The organism is Tangfeifania diversioriginum, assembly GCF_900141875.1.
Classification (GTDB): Bacteria; Bacteroidota; Bacteroidia; order Bacteroidales; family Prolixibacteraceae; genus Tangfeifania; species Tangfeifania diversioriginum.
Genome location: NZ_FQZE01000023.1, coordinates 16,379 through 30,516 on the forward strand (window position 1 = coordinate 16,379; position 14,138 = coordinate 30,516).

The 14,138-nt window shown below is 42.8% G+C and carries 13 protein-coding genes; 9 read left to right on the plus strand and 4 right to left on the minus strand.

The genetic code is table 11. The features are described 5' to 3' along the window. Positions 1–41: 41 nt before the first annotated feature. Positions 42–1,052 carry an aspartate-semialdehyde dehydrogenase gene (locus tag BUC07_RS14165; protein WP_073170768.1) on the minus strand — a complete coding sequence of 337 codons (1,011 nt, stop codon included), beginning with the start codon at positions 1,050–1,052 and terminating at the stop codon, positions 42–44. An 82-nt stretch (positions 1,053–1,134) separates the two neighbouring features. Here BUC07_RS14165 and BUC07_RS14170 point away from each other — a divergent pair, with 82 nt between their 5' ends. The 7 genes from BUC07_RS14170 to BUC07_RS14200 all read left to right on the plus strand — a co-directional run bounded on the left by BUC07_RS14170 (position 1,135) and on the right by BUC07_RS14200 (position 8,814). Further along, positions 1,135–2,577, plus strand: a complete 1,443-nt coding sequence (locus tag BUC07_RS14170; protein WP_073170771.1) for a T9SS type B sorting domain-containing protein — start codon at positions 1,135–1,137, stop codon at positions 2,575–2,577. 97 nt (positions 2,578–2,674) lie between these two features. Further along, a complete protein-coding gene (locus BUC07_RS14175) occupies positions 2,675–4,147 on the plus strand; it encodes a DUF5687 family protein (RefSeq protein WP_073170773.1) in 1,473 nt (490 codons plus the stop codon). A gap of 13 nt (positions 4,148–4,160) precedes the next feature. Continuing rightward, a complete protein-coding gene (locus BUC07_RS14180) occupies positions 4,161–4,889 on the plus strand; it encodes an ABC transporter ATP-binding protein (protein ID WP_073170944.1) in 729 nt (242 codons plus the stop codon). Between the two features lie 50 nt (positions 4,890–4,939). Next, positions 4,940–5,506, plus strand: coding sequence for a hypothetical protein (locus BUC07_RS14185; RefSeq protein ID WP_073170776.1), 567 nt, complete (start codon positions 4,940–4,942; stop codon positions 5,504–5,506). A gap of 55 nt (positions 5,507–5,561) precedes the next feature. Then, positions 5,562–6,977 (plus strand): outer membrane beta-barrel protein, encoded by a 1,416-nt coding sequence (locus BUC07_RS14190; protein ID WP_073170779.1) that lies wholly within the window; start codon positions 5,562–5,564, stop codon positions 6,975–6,977. A 13-nt stretch (positions 6,978–6,990) separates the two neighbouring features. Continuing rightward, positions 6,991–8,286: a sialidase family protein gene (locus tag BUC07_RS14195; protein WP_073170782.1), complete on the plus strand. Its 1,296-nt coding sequence runs from the start codon at positions 6,991–6,993 to the stop codon at positions 8,284–8,286. A gap of 57 nt (positions 8,287–8,343) precedes the next feature. Next, positions 8,344–8,814: a regulatory protein RecX gene (locus tag BUC07_RS14200; RefSeq protein ID WP_073170785.1), complete on the plus strand. Its 471-nt coding sequence runs from the start codon at positions 8,344–8,346 to the stop codon at positions 8,812–8,814. Positions 8,815–8,828: 14 nt separating this feature from the next. Here the strand turns inward: BUC07_RS14200 and BUC07_RS14205 are convergent, their stop codons facing one another. The 3 genes from BUC07_RS14205 to BUC07_RS14215 all read right to left on the minus strand — a co-directional run bounded on the left by BUC07_RS14205 (position 8,829) and on the right by BUC07_RS14215 (position 10,463). Then, on the minus strand, positions 8,829–9,527 hold the full coding sequence (locus BUC07_RS14205) for a nucleotidyl transferase AbiEii/AbiGii toxin family protein (protein WP_073170787.1): 699 nt from the start codon (positions 9,525–9,527) through the stop codon (positions 8,829–8,831). Continuing rightward, a complete protein-coding gene (locus BUC07_RS14210; RefSeq protein ID WP_073170790.1) occupies positions 9,520–10,107 on the minus strand; it encodes a type IV toxin-antitoxin system AbiEi family antitoxin domain-containing protein in 588 nt (195 codons plus the stop codon). Before BUC07_RS14210 ends, BUC07_RS14205 begins: the two co-directional genes overlap by 8 nt. Positions 10,108–10,199: 92 nt before the next feature. After that, on the minus strand, positions 10,200–10,463 hold the full coding sequence (locus tag BUC07_RS14215; protein ID WP_073170793.1) for a hypothetical protein: 264 nt from the start codon (positions 10,461–10,463) through the stop codon (positions 10,200–10,202). A gap of 45 nt (positions 10,464–10,508) precedes the next feature. Here BUC07_RS14215 and prfB point away from each other — a divergent pair. Together prfB and ppk1 are read left to right on the plus strand one after the other, a co-directional pair. After that, positions 10,509–11,598 (plus strand): peptide chain release factor 2 gene (gene prfB, locus BUC07_RS14220; RefSeq protein WP_139279597.1). Its coding sequence is split into 2 segments (ribosomal slippage): positions 10,509–10,571 and positions 10,573–11,598, totalling 1,089 coding nucleotides; the frame shifts between segments, so codons are not numbered across the junction. 98 nt (positions 11,599–11,696) lie between these two features. Next, complete coding sequence (ppk1, locus tag BUC07_RS14225) at positions 11,697–14,099, plus strand: polyphosphate kinase 1 (protein WP_073170799.1); 2,403 nt, start codon at positions 11,697–11,699, stop codon at positions 14,097–14,099. The last annotated feature ends 39 nt before the right edge of the window (positions 14,100–14,138 follow it).

A 14,138-nucleotide genomic window follows, 5' to 3' on the forward strand; every position in this document is an offset into this window, starting at 1 on the left:
TGACAACTTCTTTTTTAAAAATTATTTCAATGAAGCTCTGGCTAACTCACTTCACCTTCTTTTATAAGCCATTCAGCTATTTGAACGGCATTTAATGCGGCCCCTTTTTTTATCTGATCGCCCACACACCAGTAAGTTATGTTATTCGGGTCGGCAATATCTTTACGGATGCGGCCCACATACACATCATCTTTACCAGCCACAAATAAAGGCATTGGATATTCATTTTTTGCAGGATTATCGATAACCGAAATGCCTTCGGTTTTTTCAAAAGCGTCTTTCACCTGCTCCACCGAAAGCGGTTGTTCTGTTTCTACCCAAATGGCCTCGGAGTGCGCACGGGCAACCGGAATGCGAACACAAGTTGCACTCACTTCGGCCTGGGTGTGCATAATTTTTTTGGTTTCCCAGTTCATTTTCATTTCCTCCTTGGTGTAATCGTTATCGAGGAAAACATCGATATGAGGAATAAGATTCATAGCAAGCTGGTACTGGAATTTGTTGGCTGTGGTTTCTTTTCCTTCGGCAACATCTTTCACCTGTTGTTCCAGCTCGGCAATTCCCTGTGCTCCGGCTCCGCTCGCGGCCTGGTAGGTGGCCACGCGAACTCGTTTTATTTTCGACAAATCTTCAATGGGTTTCAGCGACACAACCATTTGTATGGTTGAGCAGTTGGGATTGGCAATGATATTGCGCGGCCGGTTTCTCGAATCTTCCGCATTCACTTCGGGAACTACCAGCGGCACGTCATCGTCGTAACGAAAAGCGCTTGAATTGTCAATCATGATGGTTCCATGTTTGGTAATTGTTTCGGCAAACTCTTTGGATGTGCCTCCACCGGCCGATGTGAGGGCAATGTCAATCCCTTTAAAATCGTCGTTATGTTTTAATTCTTTCACGGTCAGTTTCTTTCCCCTGAACTCGTACTGTTTTCCGGCACTTCTCGACGAACCGAACAATACCAGTTCATCCAGCGGGAAATTCCGTTCATCCAAAACACGGAGAAATTCTTGTCCTACTGCTCCACTCACTCCTACAATTGCAACTTTCATTACGTAAACTTTTTAATTAAACTCAGTTTTCAGTTAAAATTAATTCCCGTAAAATTACTATTTTGCAATGAATTGAAACAAAATGACCCGTACTATTCTGAAAATATTAACAATCAGTTTTATGTGTTGTGGAAATTCGCTGGCAGCACAAGAAATCTGGCGCGAAAATTTTTCCGAGCCTGGAAAAGGGATTTGGGGAAGTGGAGAAAAATATATCGTATCCGATTTTTCCGGCATTACAACCTGGAACCTTGAATTTGATGAAAATGAACTGACACTAATTGATGCTGAGGATTATGCCAAAACGGTTTCTACTTCCGGCGGAAGGTTTGAAGTGCGTGATATTCATGGTGAAGTAGTGTGGCGCTCAGAATGGATTGATATCTCGGGTTTAGAAAAGGTGGATATTGAACTCACCGCTTCGGAAACGGGCAGTGGCGCCAACACCGAAACCAAATACCTGAAAACTTTTTACCGGTTGGATGAAGGTGAAGAAATTCCCTTTGCAGAATACAGCGCAAATGCCGGAAACTGGGGCTCGGTTCAGGCTGTCAGCAAAGGCCTGAAGGGCAATTCGCTGCAAATTGTTTGCTACCTTTCCAACCATTATGCCAACGATAAAGTGATTTTGGATGAAGTGGTGGTTGCTGCCGAAGAAAAATACTACCCGCCGGCTGAACCGGGCGAAATCATTTTAAATGAAATTTTGTTTAATCCGTTTCCCGATGGCGAAGATTATGTGGAGATTTACAATAATTCTAACCGTGTGATTCCTCTCGGAAAATTGTTTCTGGCGTCGCGCGACAAAGAATTTCAGCTGGAACAGATTTACGATTTATCTGGAAAAATCTACCTTATTCCCCCAAAAAGTTATGTGGCCATTACAAAAGATACGAGTGCTGTTTTTCCCTTTTTTCAGATTGAATGCAGCGAATGTTTTCAGCAGGTTGCGCGAATTCCATCATTCAACAACGACGACGATTACGTGGTTTTGCTGAATGAAAACCTCGAAATTCTGGATGAATTGTACTATAACGAAAGTATGCATACGCCGTTTCTGGCCGATGTGGAAGGCGTTTCGCTGGAACGGGTTTCCTTTTCAGAACCCACCAACGCCCCGGGCAACTGGCACTCGGCTTCTTCGGATGCAGGTTATGGGACACCGGGTTACGAAAACTCACAGACTGGCAGAGAATTGACCGGAAAACCAAAAGTGATTTTTGAGCCGGAAGCTTTTTCGCCCAACCTCGACGGGTACAACGATGAGTTTGTAGTTCGGTATGAAATGACGAAACCCGGTTACGTGGCCAACATCACTATTTTTGATGCAGCCGGGCGTTTTGTACAGCACCTGGCCAAAAATGAGATCCTGGGAACCACAGGAAAATTCGTCTGGAACGGTGAAGACGAAACCGGCAGCCGGCTACCGCTTGGCGTTTACGTGGTAATTGTGGAAATTTTTAATACCGAAGGGGAAGTTCACCGGTTTAAAGATGGCGTGGTGCTGACAGATATTTTGAAATAAAATGCGTTCCCGGAATTTGCCGTGTAATTATTTGCCAAAAATTGAACCAATAAAAAAATCATAGTTCTCAAATCAAACCAGTATTGTACTCAAAAACATGAAACGAAATTTTGCATTTTTTGCCTGGCGGGAATTTACCCGTTCGGCCTCCTTCGGGAAAAACATGGCCGCCAAAGGAGTACTCATTTTTCTGGCCATCTATTTTTCAGTATCCTTTCTATTTCTCGGTTTCAGTCTGAGCATGTTTCTCGCTGAAAAGTTTCCGGATCAGTCGGTTGTTTCCGCATTCAATTCCATGATTCTAATTTATGCAGGGACGGATTTGGTCATACGTATTTTCATTCAAAACCTGCCTACCTTCGGGTTTCAACCGTTTTTGGTGCTTCCGGTAAAAAAACGCCGCATCGCCCGGTACATGCTGAATAAATCGGTTTTCCATTTTTTCAACATTCTGCCGTTTTTCCTGGTGCTGCCTTTTATGTTTACTTCGGCGGTGAAAGAACTTTCGGGCATTAGTCTGCTGGTATGGTTTTCGGGGCTCTTCTTTTTGATTTTAATCAACCATTTTCTGGCCATTTTTTTAAAATGGAAAACCAACGAAGACGACCGGTTATTTTATGGTTTTCTGATACTGGCAGTGGCGATTTTTGCCCTCAATTATTTCGGAATAGTTGATTTTGCCGGAACTTTTGGGAATTTTTTCGATTGGGTAATTCAAAATCCTGTTGCCGTTTTTTTATTCCCGGGGACTGCTGCTTTGCTTTATTTTCTGAATGAGCAGTACATTCTTAACCGGTTTTACCCCGACGAGCTTTCGAAGAAGAAAAAACAAGCTGCGGCCCACGATTTTTCGTGGTTGGCACGGGTAGGAGAATACGGCAGAATGTTGTCGCTGGAGGTGAAAATGATTTTGCGCAACAAACGTCCGCGTACTTCGGCCATCATGTCGGTACTGTTTCTGCTTTATGGGTTGCTGCTTTACAAAGATTACGGCAACGAAATTCCGGAAATCATCCTGGTATTTGGCGGCATGTTTATGACGGGGATTTTCAGCATGTCGTACGGGCAGTTTTTTCCCGCCTGGCACAGCCGCTACTATCCGCTACTGATGACTCAGAACGTAAAAATGAAAGAGGTTTTGCAGTCGGCTTTTTTCCTGATGGCGGCCACCAATGTGGTGTTTTACCTGCTTTCGCTGGGCTACATGTTTATTTCACCAAAAGTACTGTACATTCATTTGGCCGTAATGCTTTACAATGTGGGCGTGAACTCGGTGGTGATTTTTGCGCTGGGCCTCAACAGCCGAAAATCCATCGACCTCGATACCCGCGCCATGTTCAACTACCAGGGAATGGGTGCCACACAGTGGCTTATCGCATTTCCCATTCTGCTTGGCCCCATGGCTGTTTACGGAATCATGGCTTTGGTTTTTGGAAAAATTGCGGCCTACTTCATTCTCGGCGGACTCGGTTTGGTTGGAATTATCCTGCACCCGCGTTTCATTACTTATTTTACCAGACAATATTTGCGCAAAAAACACAAAATGATTGCTGCTTACAAAAATTCTTAAAAAACAAAAAACTATGATACAAATAACTGATTTACAAAAGGCATACAACCAAAAAACGGTTTTGAACTTGCCCAAACTCACAATCAACCGCGGCGAAATTTTCGGGTTGGTAGGCAACAACGGTGCCGGAAAAACCACGCTGTTTTCACTCGTCCTCGACCTGATTCGTGCGACCAAAGGAAAAGTGACCAGCAACGAAGTGGAAGTGGCCCGCTTTGAAGAGTGGAAAACCTTCACCGGCGCGTACATCGACGAAAGTTTTACCATTGGCTACCTCACGCCCGATGAGTATTTTACATTTCTGGGCGAACTCCGGAATTTGAACAAAAATGACATTGAACTTTTCCTTTCAGGATTTGACGGTTTTTTTCATGACGAAATCCTGGGGAAAAAGAAGTTTATCCGCGACCTTTCCAAAGGAAACCAGAAAAAAGTGGGCGTGGCCGGCGCTTTTATGGGAAATCCCGATGTGGTCATTCTCGACGAACCTTTCGCCAACCTTGACCCCACTTCGCAATACAAACTGCGCGAACTGATAAAGGAATATGCAGCAAGCGGCGAAAAAACGCTGCTCATTTCCAGCCACGACCTCGACCACGTGGCCGATGTGTGTAGCCGTATCGTCATTCTTGAAAAAGGTGAAGTGGTAAAAGATGTACCCAAAACAGAAACCACACTGGCCGAACTGGAAGAATTTTTTACCGGAGAGAAAGAGGAAAAAACATTTTATGATGATTTGTAAAACTAAAGCAACCTTTTTGGCCTGCAAATCATCTTTCTGAAAAACCAAGAATGAAAAAACTGAAAACTTTACTTCTTGCAACTTTCCTCTTTTTCTGTGTTTTATCATCCAAAGCCGATGTCATTTACACTCCGGTTACCCACATGGGCGCTGTTGTTTCGCTGGAAGGAATTGCCAGCTACGAACTGGCTTTTTCGCGGTCAAACACATTGAATTTCTGGGGTGGTGCAGGTTTCGTTTTCCCGCTGGGCGGATTTTTTCATCCCGCTTACGGCACCGAGGCCGCAATTGAACTCCGGCAATATTTCAACAAAAACAGCTTTCAACGATTCAATCTGGGATTTTACGCGGGCCTGGCATACATGAATGCGCCGGAACTCTACCGCGGCAGTGCGATTGACCGGTACACTTCGGTAGGATTTGTACCCGGTTTAAAACTTACATACAAACTTCAACTGGCTCCCAAACTAATTGCTGAACCCTACATCAGCCTTTCGGTTCCTTTTTACGAAGAAAAATTCAGCGAAATTTTTGACGAAAATTCAGACGGCGGGTTTGTTGTAACACTTGGTTTGCGCATTGGTTTCAATCAGGTAAAAAAGCTTTTTGAAAAATAATGCCCCCAACGCAACCTCTTGTTCAATATTTGCATCTTGATTAAAAACGAAAAAAATGCGCTTTAAATTTATCCTTTGGGTTTTTCTGCTTTTAACGATTTTTCATAAGTATTCAATAGCTCAGGAACTGACTTTCGGGCCGGTCAACGGAATTAATTTTTCCAATATACGGGGCGAAATGACATACGATACCTGGAGTGCCAAACCCGGCCCGGTTAATGGCATTTTTGCCAAAGCTTCACTGGGCAACTGGCTGGCCCTGCGAACCGGCGCAGAATTTACAAGTTTTTATTACCAGGAAAAATGGAACTACACAAATTATTATGCCGATCCGGTTCCGTGGGATATTTCGTATAGCAGCAGTTCTTTTATGCCGGGCGGTTGTATCATAGGACCTTCTTCACCAGCCAAATGGGATTATCATTTTCTGCGGGTGCCGCTTATGCTGGAATGGAAAACCCCGGGAAAACTCAGCTTTGGCTTTGGTGCCGGGGCGCACTATTCTTTTCTGATGAATGATGAATATACCGGAAAAGACAAAGAACTGCATTCGGAAGAGCTTCGGGAAGAAAATTCTCCGCCCGGAACCGATTGGGGCTGGATGCTTTCGGCATCGCTGAATTATGCGTTAAACAGCCGGTGGAATATTTTTTTGGAAGGGCGTACAACTTATGGGAAAGAGGTTTATCGGGAAAGAATAAAGGGGAAAAACGGTTCTTCCGAATTGCTGTTCGGTGTGGGATTTTCTCCGTTTTCAAAACCGGTGAAAGAGCAGCAAGGCCCTGCGCCCGGTCGCCGGATTGAAATTATGCCCCACGCGGGTATCTCTTTTTCAAAATCGGCAGACCCGGACAAAAAAAGCGATTATGCTGTATTTTCGGGCTTAAATTCGGGTGTTTCTGTGAAAATTCGTGTTGACAGCTCTTTTTCAATAATTTCCGGAACATGGATTGAACCAAAAGGCTACCGTATTGAAAAGCCAAGTCAATCAAGAGTTTATTACAATTACACGCAAAACTCCGAACAGACAGTCAATTTTCGGTCGGATGTTTCACTCGGTTACCTGACCATTCCGCTGCTGGGAGAAGTTTCGTTCGGAAACCGGTTCACCACGAATATTCAGTTCGGATTGTATTATTCGTTGCTGCAAAATGCGATGGCAAAAGGAGAAGAAACCCGGGAATACAACTACGGAAACGGCTATCAAAAGCAGCGGGAATATTTCGCTCAAAATGTGGAAGGCTGGTTCAGAAACGATGATTTGGGCGCAATAACCGGTCTGCGATTTGAATACCGGATTCTTCCGAAAATCAAAATCTATACTGCTTTACAGGCAGCACTGGGATTTATTAAATTAGGCGATGACTCAGAGGATGAGACATCTGGACCTACTCCCACACAACTTAAGAATTTCAAAAACCGTACTGTAACGGCTTCTTTCGGACTGGCAATTCCTGTGGTTCAAAACTAAAAATTAACTCACAATGAAACGAATTCTTTTCTTCATACTTTCCATCCTGGTTTTTACCGCATGTGAACAATATCCAACACCAGGCACTCAGATTCTGAAACAATTCAGTTTTCAAATTATTGGAGCAAACCAATTTGCTGAAGCTGGAAATTATTTACCCGACAGCGTAGGAATTATTATCGATTTTAAGTCGCTCGTTCCAGCCGGAGAAAGACAATTTACAATGGAAATAGAAGTTGCTGAAGGTGGAGGCACAGTGGACCAAACGGTAGTTTATTCCGACAAAATCGGCATAATGAAAACCCGCTGGAAAGTGGGCTATACATCGAACGAACAAATTTTGAAAGTAAAAATTTACGATACGGAAGGTTTGTTTTCTGCAGAAACTGAAATTCGGGCAACTTCCTATTTTACCGACAAGCTGAACACAATTGATAAAGGATTTTTAGTGGGTATTGGTGGCATGGTGCGCGATACCATAAACCAACGTTCTATGCTCATTTCAGGTAGAAACCTGTATGTATTAACAGATGATTTTTTAAATTGGAAACGAATTGGTTATCCGTTCAGCACTTCGCTAAAGGAACTGGAAATAAACAGTAAAGGAGAAGTTTTTGCCGCCGGATGGAATGGGAATTTATACAAAACAAGCGATTGGGGTGAAAACTGGTATGATCTGGGTAAACCCATCCCCGAAAATCCTTACCATTATGAACTTACCATCACCAAAGACGACTACATCTGGGCAAATAAGTGGGAACACGGCATTTATTGTTCCAAAGACAATGGAATTACCTGGCAAAAAGATATTTCCGGTTTGGAGAAGCAGGAAGAACTGGGCCGTATTTTTACGTTTGCAGATACCTCACACATGGCCATTTCGTATCATAATTTAAACATTCTGCAAACATCGGATGATGGGCTAACCTGGAAACCGATAAATACACCGGAATATTCGTTAACCATGTTTGTTACCGATGAGAATGCTATCATTGCCCAAAATCAGGGTGGTTTCCGGTTGCATAAATCAACAGATGGGGGGCAAACATACAAGCAGTTTTTTTCACCACATGTGGCTTATGGCACTTCCTCTAAACATTTATACGACAAATTCGGAAACGATTATTATGTGCTGGCGCCGGGAGGCGGAGTCTGGAAAACAAAAGATTTTGAAGAATTTACAGAACTGTTTACATTTTCAAAACAACGCAATTTGTTTATCGACCATCAGGGAAATATTTATGCAAGTGGTTATAGTTATTCAAATGCAGCCAACGATCCTACCTTAATTTTGCCTGTTACAAATTAATTACGAAAGTTATTTACTTTTTGTAACTTGAGGCCAAATTTATCAATCCTTTTTCCGATGGAAACCGAACAAAAAACCGCACAGGAAATATTTGAGAAAATGGCCGCCCATTGCAGCCGCTCCGAGCAGTGCTCAACCGATATTCATAAAAAAATTACAACTGCCGGGCTGAGCAGTGATGAGGCAGATGAAATTATCGAAAAGCTGAAAGCCGAAAAGTTTATCGACGATGAGCGATATGTGCGTTCTTATGTTTCCGATAAATTCAAATTCAACAAATGGGGAAAGGTAAAAATACGCCACTACCTGAAAATGAAAGGCCTTTCGGATGAATTAATCCAGGCCGGGCTGAATAAAATTGAGACGGACAAGTACCACGAAACTCTCATCAAAACGATGAAAGAAAAAGCCCGCAAGGTGAAAAAGAAAAACAAATACGAAAAAATGGGGCAGATTATCCGGTTTGCCCAGAACCGCGGCTTCGAGCCCGAAATGATTCACCGCTATTTGAATGAGGTGGTGGATTGATGCGCATATCCTGCTTATTCAAAAATTGGAAATTTCTGATAAAACCTCAACAATTCAATGGTTTCTGGTCGCAACCTGGTGCGGACAAACTTTTTTAAATCATCTTCCATCAAATCACCCATTCCGTGTAAAATTCGTTTGTCGTCAATTTTATCCAGCCTGTCAATACATTTCTGAATATATTTCTCAAATGGCATTTCCATTCTGGATTCAACAATTTCTTTATTTACAGGCGTTTGGTTTTTCATAAAAAACCAGCTATCGAAAATATCACGGTTGGCAATAACTTCCCTGTCAAGAAGTGTACATAGTTTATGGGCAAACATGTCTTGTTTAACCATCACTTTCATGTTGATTCCCAGCAGATTTTTTATTTCGTAACGGTCATTGAAAACCCGCTTTGAAATTTCGATCTTCAGTTTCCGCTCACCAATTCCGTAATCCAAGACTATAACCGGCCCATTAAACTTTTTGGCTTCATCAAATATTTTCCCATGTTTTAATACAATGTTTCTAACCTTCTCATAAACCAGATTTTCTTTTTCTATATGAAGGAGGTTAAAATCCAAATCGACAGAAAAACGGGGTAAATCATAAAAATACATCAGTGCGGTACCTCCCTTAAATCCTAAACTTCCAGCCAGTTCAATATCGGAATAAATGGCTTTGAGCAATTGCACCAGAAAAAATTTATGTTTGTTGACATCAACCATTTTTAAAAATTTTGGTTACCCGTTCCGTCAGGGCTTTCGACTGATATCCGCTCAATAATTTATCAATTTTTTCTTTATCCAGTGGGTTTAAGTTATCGAAAAAAAAACCAGGATCAAGGTAAAGCAAGTCCAGAAAGGCTCTTTCAGGAGTGGCCATATTCACAAAATCTGGTTTTTGAACGATTCCTGAAGTATTCACGAGTACATTGTCCTTGATTTTACGAAACCGGTAAATCTGACCGTTTATCTCAATTTCCCGGCTCAGATAACTGACTGATGTTATGAACGAAGTGTATTGAAAAATAACGCCCGACCTTTGCAACACATATTCCAGGGAGATATATGAAGGTGTATAAACCGAACAGGCCAGCTCTTCCGGATTAAATCCCGGTTTGGCATAAATTCCTTTTCGCGGATTTTCCAGTTTTCCGGTACGTATATAATAATTCAGTTTTTGATTAAGCGAAATAAAATTCGTTTCTCCGGAAAGCATAGCAATTTCATTCAACCGAAATACCGATTTATTTGATTGATAAATGATAAAAAGTATTTCCCCTTTTATTATTTGTGAACTGAACATTTCAATATTTCATATATATAGTTCACAAATGTAAAATAATCTTAATTCATGAACAACTTTTACAAAAAGTTAATTTAAACATTTCTAAGGATTTACCCTTCAAGCCCGGCAAGAAACTCCCTGGTTGGCTGAATTACCAGGTGGCTGAAAGAATAGTCTTTCGTACTGCGCGTAACGATAGTCGTTAATTTTCCTTCCTCTGCACAAAATTTTTGCAACCCGTCTTCAAAATTCCTGAAATCAGAAAAAAGCAACTTTTTGACCGTCGATTTTCCTACCAGCAAAATTTCAATCAACTCAAGCAGCGCCATCAGCTGCCTTTTGGCTATTTTCGCCGATTCAAGTTTGCTTACCACGTAATTAATTGCTTACCTTTGCCATCCACAAAAAATTAGAAGAATATGATTTTAAAAGACCAGGTAAAAGACCTCCTGGAGCGCCGGGATGCGCTAAGGAGGCATCTTTGACTACGATGCAAAGTTAATTCAGCTAAAAGAAGAAGAACTCAAAACACAGGATCCTGAGTTTTGGTCGAACCCGAAAGAGGCCGAAGCCCAGATGAAAAACATCAAGTCGATAAAAGACTGGACAAAAGGCTTCGACGCGGTAAACCAGGCAGTTGAAGATTTTGAGGTGCTTTATGATTTTTTTGAAGAAGACGAAGCATCAGAAGAAGAAGTGGACAAAGCCTACCATTCAGCTGCCCTGAAAGTGGAAGCACTCGAAACCAAAAACATGCTGCGCAACGAAGAGGACAAACTCAGTGCTGTGCTGAAAATCAATGCCGGTGCCGGCGGAACCGAAAGCAACGACTGGGCCGAAATGCTTTTCCGCATGTACACCCGCTGGTGCGAAAACAACAACTACAAAGTTAAAATCGACAATATGCAGCACGGCGACGAAGCCGGAATTAAAAGCTGCACCATAGAAGTAGAAGGCGAATATGCCTACGGGTACCTGAAAAGCGAAAACGGCGTGCACCGCCTGGTGCGGTTGTCGCCTTTCAACGCCCAAAACAAGCGCATGACTTCATTCACCTCGGTGTATGTAGCTCCACTGGTGGACGATTCCATCGATATAGAAATCAACCCGGCGGATATTACCTGGGATACTTTTCGCAGTGGTGGTGCCGGCGGCCAGAATGTGAACAAAGTGGAAACCGGCGTGCGTTTGCACCACGAACCCACAGGCATTGTAATTGAAAACACCGAAAGCCGCTCGCAGGGCGGGAATAAAGAAAATGCACTGCGCCTGCTGAAATCGCAACTCTACGAAATGGAACTCCGGAAGCGCCAGGAAAAAACCATGGAAATTGAGTCGCAGAAAAAGAAGATTGAGTGGGGCTCGCAAATCCGGTCGTACGTGCTGCAACCCTACAAAATGGTAAAAGACCTGCGCACCAACTACGAAACCGGGAATGTGGATGCGGTGCTCGACGGCGAGCTCGACGGCCTGATAAAGGCCTATCTCATGGAATTTGGCGGGCAGTAATTACCTCAAATCTTTGCCGATCAGCTTTCTTTTCCTATTTTTAAGAAGAAATCAACAAGAACAAGGATTATTCGTTTACTTCTTAAAAGTAATCTGGTATGTATTCAAATGAAAACTTCATAAACAGGGAAATCAGCTGGCTTTCGTTTAACGAGCGGGTCTTGCAGGAAGCAGAAGACCCGAAGACACCCTTGTTCGAACGCATTCGGTTTATCGGGATCTTTTCCAATAACCTCGATGAGTTTTTCCGTGTGCGCGTGGCTACAGTACGCCGCATGGTTGACATTGGCAAAGACGAAGAAAACCTGCTGGGAGACCTCACCCCCCGCGAGCTTCACGATAAAATTCATGAAATAGTACTGGAGCAGCAGTATAAAGTGCAGTCCATTTTCAGAGACATTCTCGACGAACTGAACAAAAACAATATTTTCATTTTAGATGAAAAAGAGCTGAACCTCTCGCAGGGAATATTTGTGAAAAAATATTTTTATGAAAAAGTATTGCCCAACCTGGTGCCCATCATGTTGAGCAAAAAAAACAAATTCCCTTACCTGCGCGATCGCTCGGTTTACCTGGCCGTAAAACTCTCGAAAAAAAACGACCCATCAGATTTTGCCTATTCGCTAATCAGGATTCCCGGCATTTCTGTTCCCCGGTTTCTGGTGCTTCCCAAAGAGCGCAAAAAAAATTATGTGATGATGCTCGACGATGTCATCCGCTACTGTTTCGACGATCTGTTTTTCTATTTCGATTACGATGCGTATGAAGCCTACACCGTAAAAATTACACGCGACGCCGAATTGGATATTGACGACGATATTTCGAAAAGTTTCATTGAAAAAATGAGCAGCAGCGTAAAAAAACGCAAAAAAGGAAAACCCGTGCGCTTGCTTTACGACAGGGAAATCCCCAAAGACCTGCTGGATTTCATCCTGAAAAAGATGAAACTGACCAACCAGGAAAATTCCGTTCCGGGAGGAAGGTACCACAATCATAAAGATTTTATGAACTTCCCCGAAGTTGGCGAAAAGAAACATTACTATCCCAAACTGCCACCATTCAGGAACAGGCAACTGCCGCCACATACCAGTATTTTGCGCGTTCTCCGCCAAAAAGATGTAATGCTGCACTTCCCTTATCAAACATTCAATCATTTTATCGACTTTTTACGCGAAGCGGCCATCGATCCACAGGTGAAAGAAATTGGTCTGACCGTTTACCGCGTGGCCGAAGGTTCGAAAGTGATGAACGCTCTGCTCAATGCAATTCGAAATGGGAAAGTGGTGACGGTAGTAGTTGAACTTCAGGCACGATTCGACGAAGAGAACAACATCTACTGGTCCAATAAACTCCAGGAAGAAGGCGCCTACGTAATCAACGGAGTGCCGGGGGTAAAAGTCCACAGCAAGCTGGCGTGGGTGAAACGCGAAGAAGACGGCAACTACCGAAATTATGCCTATATCGGGACAGGAAATTTCCACGAAGGAACGGCCAATGTGTATGCCGACGACGGGCTGCTCACTGCCGATCCGCGCCTGGCTGACGAGGTGGAGCAAGTGTTCGATTTTTTCAAGCACAACTACAAACATTACCATTACAAACATTTGGTAGTTAGCCCGTTTTACATGCGCGATCATTTCATTCAGAATATCGAGCGGGAAATTGAACTGGCCAAACAAGGAAAAGATGCCTGGATAATTTTGAAAATGAACAGCCTCATCGATCCGGGAATGATGAAAAAAATCTACAAAGCTGCCGAAGCCGGAGTAAAAATAGAATTGATTGTCAGAGGCATTTTCGGGCTTCAGCTGGATAAAGAAAAATTCAGAAAGAATATTTCTGCCATAAGTATTGTGGACAAGTATTTGGAGCACTCACGTATATTTCTGTTTGGAAACGATGGCGATGAAAAAATGTACATCTCATCGGCCGACTGGATGCCCCGAAACCTGAACCGCCGGATTGAAGTGGCCTGCCCCGTTTACAACGATGAAATTAAATCGGAATTGAAAGAGATGCTGAAAATTCAGCTGAGAGACAATACCAAAGCCCGCATTCTCGACCCTCAGCTTCAAAATAATTACAATAACCGGAGCCAGGATTCAAAATACCGGGCCCAGGAAGATTACTACAATTACATTAAAAAGAAACATCATTTTATTATGAAACTTTATCATAATCCACGTTGTGCAAAAAGCCGTGCCGGGTTGAAATACCTCGAAGAAAAAGGCTATGATGTAGAAATTAAAAAATACCTGACCGAAGGCATAACCGAAAATGAACTGCGCGAACTGGTTGAAAAAACCGGTAAAAAGCCGTTCGAATTTGTGCGTACCCAGGAAAAAATTTTCAAAGAAAATTACAAAGGAAAAGAATATTTGGATAAAGAATGGCTGAAAATACTGGCCAAAAATCCACGGCTGCTAAAACGCCCCATAGTTGTGAACGGCGACAAGGCTGTGCTCGCCGACCCGCCGCAGGCTGTGGAAGAAATAATTTAGTGGCTGTATATAACAATATTGCATTTATTACACAATAGC

Coding starts and splice junctions, on each gene's coding strand:
- BUC07_RS14165 (WP_073170768.1), bottom strand. CDS start 1,052: ATGAAAGTTGCAATTGTAGGAGTGAGTGGAGCAGTAGGACAAGAATTT.
- BUC07_RS14170 (WP_073170771.1), top strand. CDS start 1,135: ATGACCCGTACTATTCTGAAAATATTAACAATCAGTTTTATGTGTTGT.
- BUC07_RS14175 (WP_073170773.1), top strand. CDS start 2,675: ATGAAACGAAATTTTGCATTTTTTGCCTGGCGGGAATTTACCCGTTCG.
- BUC07_RS14180 (WP_073170944.1), top strand. CDS start 4,161: ATGATACAAATAACTGATTTACAAAAGGCATACAACCAAAAAACGGTT.
- BUC07_RS14185 (WP_073170776.1), top strand. CDS start 4,940: ATGAAAAAACTGAAAACTTTACTTCTTGCAACTTTCCTCTTTTTCTGT.
- BUC07_RS14190 (WP_073170779.1), top strand. CDS start 5,562: ATGCGCTTTAAATTTATCCTTTGGGTTTTTCTGCTTTTAACGATTTTT.
- BUC07_RS14195 (WP_073170782.1), top strand. CDS start 6,991: ATGAAACGAATTCTTTTCTTCATACTTTCCATCCTGGTTTTTACCGCA.
- BUC07_RS14200 (WP_073170785.1), top strand. CDS start 8,344: ATGGAAACCGAACAAAAAACCGCACAGGAAATATTTGAGAAAATGGCC.
- BUC07_RS14205 (WP_073170787.1), bottom strand. CDS start 9,527: ATGGTTGATGTCAACAAACATAAATTTTTTCTGGTGCAATTGCTCAAA.
- BUC07_RS14210 (WP_073170790.1), bottom strand. CDS start 10,107: ATGTTCAGTTCACAAATAATAAAAGGGGAAATACTTTTTATCATTTAT.
- ppk1 (WP_073170799.1), top strand. CDS start 11,697: ATGTATTCAAATGAAAACTTCATAAACAGGGAAATCAGCTGGCTTTCG.